This window comes from Thalassotalea eurytherma, from assembly GCF_030161415.1.
In the GTDB taxonomy this organism is placed as follows: Bacteria; Pseudomonadota; Gammaproteobacteria; order Enterobacterales; family Alteromonadaceae; genus Thalassotalea_G; species Thalassotalea_G eurytherma.
The window spans coordinates 37171-49775 of record NZ_BSSU01000016.1 but is presented as its reverse complement, the minus strand read 5'-3'; the positions used below and the strand labels follow the sequence as shown (position 1 = coordinate 49775).

10 protein-coding genes are annotated in these 12605 nt (G+C 40.2%); 9 read left to right on the top strand and 1 reads right to left on the bottom strand.

What is annotated here, in order from left to right; all coding sequences use genetic code 11:
- Positions 1-109 precede the first annotated feature (109 nt).
- From seqA to QQK02_RS15165, 8 genes are all read left to right on the top strand, one after another.
- Positions 110-652, top strand: a complete 543-nt coding sequence (seqA, locus tag QQK02_RS15200) for a replication initiation negative regulator SeqA (protein WP_284208969.1) — start codon at positions 110-112, stop codon at positions 650-652.
- Between the two features lie 42 nt (positions 653-694).
- Positions 695-2341: a phosphoglucomutase (alpha-D-glucose-1,6-bisphosphate-dependent) gene (gene pgm / locus QQK02_RS15195; protein WP_284208968.1), complete on the top strand. Its 1647-nt coding sequence runs from the start codon at positions 695-697 to the stop codon at positions 2339-2341.
- Between the two features lie 112 nt (positions 2342-2453).
- On the top strand, positions 2454-3503 hold the full coding sequence (gene astE, locus QQK02_RS15190) for a succinylglutamate desuccinylase (RefSeq protein ID WP_284208967.1): 1050 nt from the start codon (positions 2454-2456) through the stop codon (positions 3501-3503).
- A 491-nt stretch (positions 3504-3994) separates the two neighbouring features.
- The gene (locus QQK02_RS15185) at positions 3995-5179 is read left to right on the top strand and encodes a thiamine pyrophosphate-dependent dehydrogenase E1 component subunit alpha (protein ID WP_284208966.1); all 1185 of its coding nucleotides are present in this window, start codon (positions 3995-3997) and stop codon (positions 5177-5179) included.
- A complete protein-coding gene (locus tag QQK02_RS15180; protein WP_284208965.1) occupies positions 5179-6156 on the top strand; it encodes an alpha-ketoacid dehydrogenase subunit beta in 978 nt (325 codons plus the stop codon). The genes QQK02_RS15185 and QQK02_RS15180 overlap by 1 nt, the downstream gene beginning before the upstream one ends.
- 10 nt (positions 6157-6166) lie before the next feature.
- Positions 6167-7747, top strand: coding sequence for a dihydrolipoyllysine-residue acetyltransferase (locus QQK02_RS15175; protein ID WP_284208964.1), 1581 nt, complete (start codon positions 6167-6169; stop codon positions 7745-7747).
- 324 nt (positions 7748-8071) lie between these two features.
- Positions 8072-9895, top strand: coding sequence for a protein kinase domain-containing protein (locus tag QQK02_RS15170; RefSeq protein WP_284208962.1), 1824 nt, complete (start codon positions 8072-8074; stop codon positions 9893-9895).
- A gap of 37 nt (positions 9896-9932) precedes the next feature.
- Positions 9933-10310, top strand: a complete 378-nt coding sequence (locus QQK02_RS15165; protein WP_284208961.1) for a VOC family protein — start codon at positions 9933-9935, stop codon at positions 10308-10310.
- 6 nt (positions 10311-10316) lie between these two features.
- On the opposite strand, the gene QQK02_RS15160 is transcribed toward QQK02_RS15165, so the two are convergent.
- Complete coding sequence (locus QQK02_RS15160; protein WP_284208960.1) at positions 10317-11675, bottom strand: anti-phage deoxyguanosine triphosphatase; 1359 nt, start codon at positions 11673-11675, stop codon at positions 10317-10319.
- Positions 11676-11844: 169 nt separating this feature from the next.
- Here QQK02_RS15160 and QQK02_RS15155 point away from each other — a divergent pair, with 169 nt between their 5' ends.
- Positions 11845-12582, top strand: coding sequence for a substrate-binding periplasmic protein (locus tag QQK02_RS15155; protein WP_284208959.1), 738 nt, complete (start codon positions 11845-11847; stop codon positions 12580-12582).
- The last annotated feature ends 23 nt before the right edge of the window (positions 12583-12605 follow it).

Here is a 12605-nt window from a genome sequence, read left to right as displayed (position 1 = left end):
AATGAACGGTTAGTTGAATTTATTTAACTTATTGCGTGCTTTGCTAGCACCTTCTTTTTTTGCCACGTATAATCACGCTGATTCTTGAGCAACATTGTCTAGGCATTACATGAAAACAATAGAAATTGACGACGATTTATATCAATACATTTTAAGTAATACACAAACTATTGGTGAAAGTGCTTCATCGATACTAACTCGCTTGTTAGAGTTATCTCCAGAAGACATTAAAGATCAGCCTCAAGAAACTGTTGAAAACGTTGCGCCTGTTGAGCAGAAAGCTGAAACAGAACTTGACGAAACTTCACCGATTAATGAAAGTGTGTTCAATTACATTAATAAAGAAGAATTGGCGCATCAGCGTGGCGCTGTTGGGCGTTTTTTATTGATTTTAGCGGCGCTTTATCGTGTCCATCAAAAACAATTTAACGTTGTTAACGATATTCGCGGACGCGATCGCTTGTATTTTGCGTTAAGTGAACAAGAGCTAGAGCAAAGTGGCAGCAGCACCAAGCCTAGGCAAATTCCTGAAAGTCCGTTTTGGGTTATCACTAACTCAAATACAACGCGTAAAAAGATGATGTTAACAGAAGTGGCAATAGCACTAGGTTATAACGTGCAGGAAGCCGAGCAAATCAGAGAGCTACTTTAAAAAAAATTTAAAAACAGTAACAAGGAAAAGGGTAGGGAAATTATGGCAGTTCATCCACATGCTGGCAAAAGTGTAAGACCAGAAGATCGTATTAACCTTGGGCGTTTAGTCAGCGATTATTATTTGCTTACTCCTGATGTTAGTGAACCTACCCAAAAGGTAACATTTGGTACGTCAGGCCACCGGGGCTGCGCATCTAATGTGAGCTTTAATGAACAACATATTTTAACTATTTGTCAGGCCGTGTGTGATTATCGTGCTCATGCGGGTATCACGGGGCCATTGTTTTTAGGTAAGGATACACATGCGCTTTCTGAACCTGCATTTAGTTCAGCAATTAGTGTATTAGTTGCTAACGGTGTCGATGTTATTGTTCAAGATGATTTAGGCTTTACGCCAACACCTGTTATCTCTCGTTTGATCATTAATCATAACCGCGCTAATCAATCACAAGCAGACGGCTTAATTATTACACCATCTCATAACCCTCCAACTGATGGTGGCATAAAATATAACCCTCCACATGGTGGACCTGCTGAAGGCGACATTACGAAACAAATTGAAGCCAAAGCGAATGACATGATTAGCAATGGGCTGCAAGGCGTAACTATGATGCCTGTAGGTGAAGCGCTTGCATCTGAAAAGTTAACCAAGCAAGACTTTATTCATCACTATGTTAGTGATTTAGACAAAGTCGTTGATATGGCGGCAATTGCTGACGCTAAGATTAAACTAGGCGTAGATCCACTAGGTGGTTCTGGTATTGCTTACTGGCCAGAAATTGCAAAGCTATACGGCATCGAATTGACTGTTGTCAACCAAGTGGTCGATGCTAGCTTTGCATTTATGTCGTTGGATAAAGACGGAAAAATCCGTATGGACTGCTCATCGCCGTATGCTATGGCGGGTTTAATTGCGATGAAAGATGATTTTGACATTGCCGTTGGTAACGATCCAGACTTTGATCGCCACGGTATCGTCACTAAATCTGGTGGGTTAATGAATCCAAACCATTTTTTAGCTGTAGCGATTCATTACCTAATGACGCATAGAGATTGGTCTGCTGATGCAAAAATAGGTAAAACCTTAGTGTCTAGCTCAATGATTGATCGCGTCGCTCATCAAATCAACCGACCATTATCAGAAGTACCTGTTGGTTTTAAATGGTTTGTCGACGGTTTAAAAAACGGTGAATATGCCTTTGGTGGTGAAGAAAGTGCCGGTGCATCATTCATTCAAAAAAATGGTGAATGTTGGACAACAGACAAAGATGGCTTTGTCATGGCGTTATTGGCAGCAGAAATCTTGGCTGTTACCGGCAAAGATCCCTACCAATACTATCAAGATCTTGCCAATGAATTAGGCGAGCCTTGTTATGGACGAAAAGAAGCGGTTGCTAGCCTTGCACAAAAAGCGGTATTAACGGCATTGTCACCAGACGATATCAAAGCAACACAACTAGCCGGTGAAGAAATCCAAGCGAAGTTAAGTCACGCACCTGGCAACAATGCTGCGATTGGTGGCTTAAAAGTAACAACTAAAAATGGTTGGTTTGCAGCAAGACCTTCAGGCACAGAAGATATTTATAAGATTTACGCAGAAAGCTTTATTGATGAAGCTCATTTGGCTCAAATTTTTGACGAAGCTCAAGAAATGGTCAATACGCTTTTTGAACAAGCTGGCGTATAATCTACTCGAGTTCTAAAAAAGTCACCTAGTGTGGCTTTTTTAGTTTTTATAACAAGTAAATGATTGAAAAAAAATAAAAACAACATCAATCGCAATGAGAGTAAGTTAGTTTATGACGAAATCAGCCCAAGAATTATCAGCAGCTTTGCAAGCTACTGGTGATTTCTTATCAATGACCCGTGCCCATGAATGGCATATGCCAGCTTTTGAATTTGAGGTAAACGGAGCACAGCATTCAACGCAGGTATCTGTTTTAGATACAGGCATTATTGTCTTTGAACCACAAACCGCAACCTCTAAAGATGTTGTTTTATCTTGTGCGGTACATGGCAATGAAACCGCGCCTATTGAGATTTGCGCTGAACTCGTAGAAAAGGCCATTAAAGGTGAAATCACGTTAACGCAGCGTGTACTATTTTTATTTGGTAATCCGGCTGCGATGAATATTGCTGAGCGCTTTGTTGAAGAGAACCTTAATCGACTATTTTCAGGTGCCCATAGCGAAGATGGCGGCTTGAAAAACAAAGAGCGTATTCGAGCAAAAGATTTAGAAGATGCGGTGCGTAACTTTTTTACCGCAGGTGGCGACAATCGAGAGCGTAAACATTACGATCTGCACACGGCAATTCGTGAATCTAAAAATGCTAAGTTTGCTGTCTATCCATTTCGACATGGCAAGCCTTGGAAAACAACAGAGCTTTCATTTTTGCAAGCTTGCGGCGTAAGTACGATTTTATTATCTCATTCGCCAACAACCACCTTTAGTTACTTTTCATCAAATAACTTTGGCGCTGATGCTTTTACCGTTGAACTAGGGAAAGTCAGGCCATTTGGTGAGAATGATATGACGCAATTTAGCGACGTTAAAACAACCTTAAAAGCGCTTATTACAGGGCAATCAATCAACTCAACCCCGTTTGTTGAAGACGATTTTAGTATCTATGAGATTGATCAAACAATAAACCGTACCGAACAAAACTTTGTTTTACATTTTCCCGACGATGCTAAAAACTTTACCGATTATCCTGTTGGCTATTTATTAGCAACTGACGGTGATAAACAATATCACGTGCGTACGGAAGGTGAGGCAATTATCTTCCCGAATGCGAATGTAGCGCTTGGCCAACGTGCATTACTTACCGTGAAACCGACTAAGCTTTAATCGTTAACGTCAACTTTTTGGGCAGCATAAATATCTAGCTGCCCTTCACCCTATTTATACGTCTAGCCACCTGTTCAAGCCCGAGTGTAAACATTTCTTAGCACCTAGCATGGCTTATGAGCAAAGGCACTTCACCGTTTTCTTGAATCTACGTTTACGCAAAGGTAAAGTCAGCGCGTTACAACAAATAAACCAAGTAAAGCGAATATTTAATTACTCAGCGAGAATTAAAAGGCTCACAGGCAAGGCGCTTAACGAAAAGAATGGTTATTCCCTTGTTGAGTTGACCATCGAAGTATATCAGCCTTTTAAACTCGCCCCTAGGAACTCGTCAGTTCGTTCAACCGCCCTGACGCAGCTCTGAGTTGGCTAAGTATTTATTTCACTTGGTATATATAATAAATATCTACACGACTTGCATCGACTTTCTATACTGATGTAAGTGAGATGGTAGAAGCCAATGATTATTGGTTCAACGAAAAGAGAATATTATGAGCACTGAAATATATAATGAAGGGCCAGTGGTTCACGAGCCTGCATTTATTGATGGGCATTCAGTAGAAATTCCTACCCTGAAAATTCTTAACCAAGACGGTGATGTATATGCTGGCGCAGAAATGCCAGACATTGACAAAGCACTTGCGGTTAAAACTTACGAAGCATTAGCTTTTCACCGTGTACTTGATGAGCGCATGATCGCAGCACAGCGTCAAGGTCGTATCAGTTTCTATATGGCAGCACTAGGTGAAGAGGCAACAAGTGTTGGCGCAGCTGCAGGTTTAAAAGATGCAGATATGTTTATCGGACAATACCGTGAACAAGGTGCGTTAATTTTCAGAGGGTTTGCCTTAGAAGATTTCATGAACCAAATGTTCTCAAACGAGAAAGATTTAGGTAAAGGTCGTCAAATGCCAATTCACTATGGTTCAAATGCATTGAACTATATGACGATTTCAAGCCCGTTAGGCACGCAAATCCCACAAGCTGCTGGTTATGCCTACGGTCAAAGGCTGCAGGGTAAAGATGAAGTAACGATTTGTTTCTTTGGTGAAGGCGCCGCATCAGAAGGTGACTTCCATGCGGGTTTAAACATGGCTGCCGTTCATGGTGCGCCTTGTATTTTCTTCTGTCGTAACAATGGTTACGCGATTTCAACACCTGCAGATGAGCAATTTAAAGGTAATGGCATTGCATCGCGTGGTGTCGGTTATGGCATTAAAACTATCCGTATAGATGGCAATGACATTTTAGCCGTAATCAAAGCCACACAATGGGCACGTGAATATGCACTTAAAGAAAACGCGCCAGTTATCATTGAAGCAATGTCTTATCGCTTAGGTGCACACTCTACGTCAGATGATCCGTCAGGCTACCGCACCAAAGAAGAAGAAGCTAAATGGCACGAGCATGATCCAATTTTACGGATGAAAAACTGGATGCTCAAACAAAATTGGTGGAGCGAAGCGCAAGAAGAAACGCTTTTCGACAAGCTTCGTGAAGAAGTGTTAGCAGCAGTAAAAGTTGCTGAAAAAATTGATAAGCCGCCAGTTGAAGACTTAGTTACTGACGTTTATGACACCGTGCCAGAGCACTTAGAAAAGCAGTTGCAAGCGCTTAAAACTCATATTAAAAAATATCCAGAAGCTTACCCATTTACTGCAGGGAGAATTAAATAATGGCTCAAATGAATTTACTCCAAGCTATTAATAATGCCCTCGATATTGCGATGGCTGAAGACGACTCTACCATGTGTTTTGGTGAAGATGTTGGCCATTTTGGTGGTGTTTTCCGTGCGACATCTGGCTTACAAGAAAAATATGGCAACAACCGTTGTTTTAATACGCCGCTAGTTGAGCAAGGCATTATTGGCTTTGCTAATGGCTTAGCTGCTCAAGGCTCTCGACCCATTGCTGAAATTCAGTTTGCTGATTATATTTTTCCGGCCTTTGACCAAATTGTGAATGAGTCAGCTAAATTCAGATACCGTAGCGGCAATGAATTTAACGTGGGTCGATTAACGATTCGTACGCCATATGGTGGGGGGATTGCTGGTGGTTTATATCATAGCCAATCGCCAGAAGCTTATTTTGCTCATACACCCGGCTTAAAAGTTGTTGTGCCACGTAATCCGTATCAAGCGAAAGGGCTACTACTAGCGGCTATTCGTGATGATAATCCGGTAATATTTTTTGAACCAAAACGTTTATATCGTGCTTCAATTGGTGAAGTGCCTGAAGAAGACTACCAATTACCATTAGGTAAAGCAGAAGTGACTCAGCAAGGTAGCGATATTTCATTACTCGCTTGGGGCGCACAAATGGAAATCATCGAAAAAGCTGCTGAAATGGCACAAGCCGATGGCATTTCATGCGAAATCATAGATCTTCGTAGCATTTTGCCTTGGGATGTCGAGACTATTGCTAACTCAGTGCGTAAAACCGGTCGCTTGTTGATCAGTCATGAAGCACCAATAACTGCAGGTTTTGCTGGTGAAATATCCGCAACTATCCAGCAAGAGTGTTTCTTATCACTAGAATCGCCAATAGCGCGCGTTTGTGGTGTAGATACACCTTATCCACTTTCGCTTGAGAAAGAGCATATGGCAGATCACTTAAAAGTTTATGAAGCGATTAAAGCTTCAATCAACTACTAGGAGCTAAATCATGAGTATAGATTTTATTTTACCTGATATTGGCGAAGGTATTGTTGAGTGTGAAATTGTAGACTGGTTGGTTGCTGAAGGCGATGTGATTGAAGAAGATCAGCCAATCGCTGATGTGATGACAGATAAAGCCTTAGTTCAAATTCCGGCGATGCACGCTGGTAAAGTGGACAAGCTATATTATGAAAAAGGCGATATCGCTAAAGTACATGCACCTTTGTTCGCAATGACACCTAGTGGTGATAATGCAACACAAACTGAAGCATCCCCAGAAGTAACTAAAACAACTGAAGTAACAACTGAGCCTGCGGCGCAAGCAAGCGGTGGCTTAATCATTGAAGACTTTATTTTACCTGATATTGGTGAAGGTATCGTAGAATGTGAAATTGTTGATTGGTTAGTTGCTGAGGGCGACGTGATCGTTGAAGATCAGCCTGTAGCTGATGTAATGACCGATAAAGCACTTGTTCAAATTCCTGCGATGCATAATGGTAAAGTGGTTAAATTGCATTATGCCAAAGGCGAGATAGCACAAGTACACGCACCACTATTTGCACTTGAACGAAGAGGTGATGTATCCAGCGTTAAAACTCTTGAAGCACCCGTTGAAACTGCGCCAACACCTACTGAAGCTAAATCTGTTCAAGCGCCAGTAACGTCTGCAAATGAAAACAAAGTTGTTGCAAAAACTGTCAATGGTAAAGTGCTGGCAAGCCCAGCCGTTCGACGCGTTGCTCGTGAATTAAATGTCAATATTCATGAAGTGCCAGGTAGTGGTAAGAAAGGCCGTGTTTATAAAGAAGATGTGATTTCTTTTAATAACAATAAAGGTCAAGTCGCTACTTCAGTAATCGCTAATGTAACACCCGTTGCTGGTGGTAGCCGTGTTGAACCAATTCGTGGCGTAAAAGCGGCTATGGCAAAAGCAATGGTAGCGTCAGTGTCAACGATCCCTCACTTTACGTACTGTGAAGAGATTGATTTAACTGCATTAATTGCGTTACGTTTATCATTAAAAGAAGAATACGCTAAGCAAGATATCAAGCTAACCATGATGCCTTTCTTTATGAAAGCAATGTCATTAGCGTTAAAAGAATTTCCGTTAGTTAATGCGCGTGCAAATGATGCCTGTACTGAACTTACGTTTTTTGATGATCATAATATTGGTATGGCTGTTGACTCTAAAGTTGGCTTACTTGTACCAAATGTTAAGCAAGTTCAAACAAAGTCTATTGTTGATTTAGCACAAGATATTATGCGCTTAACAAATGATGCGCGTTCTGGTCGTGTATCACCAGATGATTTAAAAGGCGGTACGATTTCAATTTCAAATATTGGTGCTATTGGTGGTACGGTGGCTACACCTATCATTAACAAGCCCGAGTCAGCAATTGTTGCGTTAGGTAAAGTACAAACGCTGCCTCGTTTTAATGAGAAAGGAGAGGTTGAGGCTCGCAGTATTATGCAAGTTAGCTGGTCTGGCGATCACCGTATCATTGATGGCGGGACAATCGCTCGTTTTTCTAATTTGTGGAAAGCCTTTTTAGAGGAGCCAACTAAGATGCTAATGCATATGTCTTAGTAAAGAATAAATAACGAAAAGGGCTGAGTAATCCATTACTCAGCCCTTTTTTATTGGAAAAATTTGGATAAAAAAATGCCCCTATAAAAGGGGCACCTGAGGAGGTTATTTTACCAAAAAATACGCTAATCACACGTAATAAATTTAACGTTGGGAATCTGTCAAAATTTGTGTTCTGAACACGGGGTAAAATTTATCGAATGTAGATGACAAAATGATGACCAATAAAATAAGTTTTTTGCGGGTTTTTGTCATAAACTAGGTGACAATATCTTGATAGGCTAACAATATTTAATGTTAGTTGAAGTTTAGTAAAGGTCTACGTTGAGTCATAAAAAATTACAGCATTTCTACATCGCTGAAGAGCAATCGATTTATTTATTAAGTCATAAAGATGCTGAAAAGTTAAAGCAGTGGGTTGAGCTTTGCGAAAGGCAACTCACTGAGCTTGGTTATCATCATGTTGAATTGCTAGGTAAGGGCGCTTATGGCTTTGTATTTAATGCGCTTGATGATAATAGCCAACCAGTAGTCTTTAAGTTTTCTCGCATTACGTTGCCTCAACACGTGCAAGATAGGCTGATTGAAGAGTCGGAAATTCAACAAGAGCTGAGCCATCCAAATATTCCTGCTGTCCATGACTTTCATCGAATCAAGCGCCAATGTATATTGCAAATGTCTCGCGCACCGGGTGTTGATTTAGAAAAGTATTCTCATCAAGTAGGCCCGTTACCCCCTGAGTTAGTTGTCAAAATAGCCTTAGCGATTGCTGATATTCTGCTTTATTTACGTGATAGCAAACAGCATTTAAAGGGCAAACCTATCGTTCATGGCGATATAAAACCTTCCAATATTGTTTATGATGAAACCACAGGCATGGTTACTCTGATTGATTGGGGCTCGGCTGTGCATGCTCAACTCGACACTAACGGTCAAAGTACTGCTAATAATGTTATGGATTTAATGAGTAGTGATTTGCAGCACACAAACGCGCGGTTGGGCGATGTATATTTTATCGGGCCCGAACAAATATCAGGTGGTTTATCAACTCCTCGATTTGATGAACAAGGATTAGCGGCTACCTTGTATGCTCTCGCGTCAGGGCAGTCATGCCGCTATGGCTTTAATGTCATCACACCTAACTCGTTAGGCTTGCCAAAAATGCTCGCTAACGTACTTTCAGGTATGTTGAGTGACGATGATAGCTTGCGGCAAAAAGCCGGCGATTACTTCTTTAATCATCTATCGTTATTAAAAAACACTGTTTTGGCTGATACACCAACCGTCGAGCCATTAGAACCGCTTATTCCTGTATGGCTTCGCAAAGAACAAGGCGCTATTGATACCGTAGTTTATGGTTCGCGGAAATCATTTCTAAGAGAGTCTTCTGACAATGATGAGCTAAATACAATAGATGATGTACAACTTGAAAAATATTATAAAAACTACCTTGTGGGTATGGGCGATACAGAAAAAGCTTTCGTTGCAGCCGTTAGTCGACTAGGTGATTTTCCCGTCGTTGGTGGACTTGCCATTCGATGGGAAAAAGACGGTGTTTATATTGATTCAAATTTGAGCTTGTTTGAAGAGTCTTTGCGTCATTCATTCCAAAGTGCGGTCAATAATATGGTTCACCTTGCTCAGGGTATCTTCCGTATTGGTATGTTTAAGAGTTGCCTGTTTGATGCGCGCAATACCATACACATATATCGTGACAGTGCAGAGGAAAGGTTTTTCGCCCCTGATGAGATGATAATCTCATTTGAAGTGAGTGCGATCACCGAAGTTGATGATGTAAGTCGTTTACATTCTTATTTTGAAGACGGCAAAGATCCCGATGAATATCTATATTTGCCAGATGAGCTGATGGCGGTTTTAGCAAAGCTAAATCTAATTCACCACACCGGTTGTATCATTTTTGAGGTTTTACCTACCCATCTTAAAATTCATAGTTATCTAATGCTATTGGATCATCAAAAACAACAAGAGTTTACTAATTGTTTAGCTGACATATTGAAATTATTGCCAAAGATTGATGGTATCGGTATTTCTGGTTTTATGAAGTTACCCTACAAAGATACGCGATTCTTTGAGCATATCTCAACATTGCCTGATAAGTTTTACCGCAAAAACCCAAAAATCGGTTAACCTTTAGTTAATCATTAAAAAAACAAAGGATCTCGATATGCCAAATAAAAAAGCGGGGGATTACGCTTGGCTAGATATCAGTGTAGATAATGCCGATGAATTAAGCAGCTTCTATCAAAAAGTCTTAGGGTGGGAAGTTGAAGGGATTTCAATGGGTACCTATAGCGATTACTCTATGGTTAATCCAAATACTAAAGAGGCGGTCAGTGGTATCTGTCACGCTAAAGGTTACAACGCTAAAATGCCACCGATGTGGTTACCCTATTTTTTAGTCGACGATGTTGAGAAAGCATTAAAAGATGCCTTAGCTATGGGAGCAGAGCAGCTTGATGAAGTAAAGTCTATTAGTAAAGACAGTTTTGTAGTCATCAAAGACCCCGCTGGAGCCTGTTGTGCATTGTATCAACGCGGTTAATATTGTTTATCTATTGGATTCGTAGAATCCTTGCGACATGCTTGGTGCAAACAACGTACGATATAAACGGGTAGCATAATCGTCTGTCATGCCGGCGACATAGTCGGCGATGACACGATAAGCGTTTGTTCCTGTTTCTTGTGCTGCTTGATAGCGTTTTAGAGTGTTATTTGGAAGCAGTCGTTGCGGATCACTCGATAACGCTTCAAATAATTCCATCACAATTTGTTGGCCACGATATTCTATTCGCTGGATGTGTGGTTGCTTAATCACACAAGTAAAAACAAAGCTTTTAAATACTTTAAGTACTTTATTGGCAACATCAGGTAAAACGGCATTGTACCTTAGTAATGGCTCTTCAAACCTTGTACCGCGAGTCTCATTTAAATCGTGAATGACAATACTTGTGATCAAAAAGTTGACGAGTGCGCCGATCGCATCTTTTTGTCTGTAATGTTCATCGCTAAATAAATTCTCAGCTAATTGTTCAAGTAAATTTTGTAACCAATCATCATCAATTTTTTTCAATGGCTCGATTGCATGGGTGATGAAATCGCGTTTGGTGACAACGCCTGTCACAATTGCATCTTCCATATCATGAATACCGTAGGCGATATCATCTGCCAATTCCATGATAGAGCAATCTATTGATTTGAATTTAGTTTTTGCATGACCAGATGTTGGTGAAGTGTGGGACTGAAAAAGCTCTCTATCTTGATCAGATAACGGTTCAAGAAGCCAATCAATTAAGTCCTGATCATCTTGGTAGTAACCTTTGGGAGGGTGCCATTGATCGGCTTTTAATTGCCTAAAGTTAGTAACAGGTGTTTGATCTTTTTTATCTGCTAACCGACATAGGGTATTTGGGTATTTTATTAAACCAAGTAAGGTTCTTCGCGAAAGGTTCATACCATCACGTTCACTAAATGGTTCTAGTTTGGCAACGATACGCAAGGTTTGACCATTACCTTCAAAGCCACCATGTTCTCGCATCATATAATGAAGTGCTATTTCACCACCGTGACCGAAAGGCGGATGACCAATATCATGGGCTAAGCAAATAGATTCTACCAAGGCATCATCGTTAATTTTGAGTTTTTCACATAAGAAAGAAAATTTAGAACGTAATTGAGCAGTAATGCCAGAACCAATTTGTGCGGCTTCTAATGAATGGGTTAAACGTGTTCTAAAAAAGTCACTTTGTCCACTGCCCATTACTTGTGTTTTTGATTGTAATCGACGAAAAGCAGCGGAATGTAAAATGCGTGCTCTATCTCTTTGAAAAGGACTTCTGTGATCATCTTGACGTTTAGACACTTTAACTAAGTGCCTTTGGTACCACGTATGCTCTTTGAGTTCGCTCATGTTTTAAACGTTTTCCATGTTTTGTTACAAACTTTACATTGATTTAACTTTATTTTAACTAAAGGTTTGAAAATCTTTGCTAGAATTTATAGGGTTGTTATTAACAATATAGAATCAGGCTAAGTAAGCCAAGTCAATTTCTTTTATACCTAAACACATGGATAGTATCGTGAGAATTATTTTTACCTTATTTTGGTTCTTCTGTTTGTCATGGCAGTTGACTGCTCAAGAAAGATCTCCTAACGACTTAGAATTAGTCACAGGGCTCCCTAAACCTCCCTTCATTCTTGAAAACTCTAAGACTGGCTTGCAACTTGACCTCATTAGCGAAGCGTTTGCTACACAGAATATGAATATTGACTATGTTTCTATGCCTTTAGGGCGAAATATTACAGGCTTTCAACGTGGCAATGTTGACGGTGTAATTACTGTTCCTCCTTCGTATAAATACCCAAGCATGCACGTTTCAGAACCCTATATTAACTATCAGGATATTGCGGTAACGTTATCGGATAGCCATATTGAATTAGCGTCTTTAAAGGATTTAAGTGCTTATAGCATTATCGCCTTTCAAAATGCGAAAAAGTTTTTAGGTGATGAGTTTGCTGATATTGCAGCCTACTCAGTTGATTACCGTGAGCTTGCTAATCAAAAACAGCAGTTTGACATGCTATTTTCTCGACGTACCGAAGTGATTATTTTGGATGTAAATATTTTTAAATACTTTGTTCGAAAGTATGGCAGCGATGTCGTTAATTCAGCGTTTGAAATGCATTACTTATTTCCAGAACGTGAGTATTCAATCGGGTTTAAGAAAAAAGAACATATGGAGGCGTTTAATGAGGGCCTGCAAACAATCATTGAAAATGGTACGTATCAAGTGATTTTAGACAATTATTTACTATAGGGTAATTGCTCTTTGAAGATATT

Excerpts from the sequence above, each read along its gene's own strand:
- QQK02_RS15165 (WP_284208961.1), top strand. The coding sequence starts at position 9,933 with ATGCCAAATAAAAAAGCGGGGGATTACGCTTGGCTAGATATCAGTGTA.
- seqA (WP_284208969.1), top strand. The coding sequence starts at position 110 with ATGAAAACAATAGAAATTGACGACGATTTATATCAATACATTTTAAGT.
- pgm (WP_284208968.1), top strand. The coding sequence starts at position 695 with ATGGCAGTTCATCCACATGCTGGCAAAAGTGTAAGACCAGAAGATCGT.
- QQK02_RS15180 (WP_284208965.1), top strand. The coding sequence starts at position 5,179 with ATGGCTCAAATGAATTTACTCCAAGCTATTAATAATGCCCTCGATATT.
- astE (WP_284208967.1), top strand. The coding sequence starts at position 2,454 with ATGACGAAATCAGCCCAAGAATTATCAGCAGCTTTGCAAGCTACTGGT.
- QQK02_RS15160 (WP_284208960.1), bottom strand. The coding sequence starts at position 11,675 with ATGAGCGAACTCAAAGAGCATACGTGGTACCAAAGGCACTTAGTTAAA.
- QQK02_RS15175 (WP_284208964.1), top strand. The coding sequence starts at position 6,167 with ATGAGTATAGATTTTATTTTACCTGATATTGGCGAAGGTATTGTTGAG.
- QQK02_RS15185 (WP_284208966.1), top strand. The coding sequence starts at position 3,995 with ATGAGCACTGAAATATATAATGAAGGGCCAGTGGTTCACGAGCCTGCA.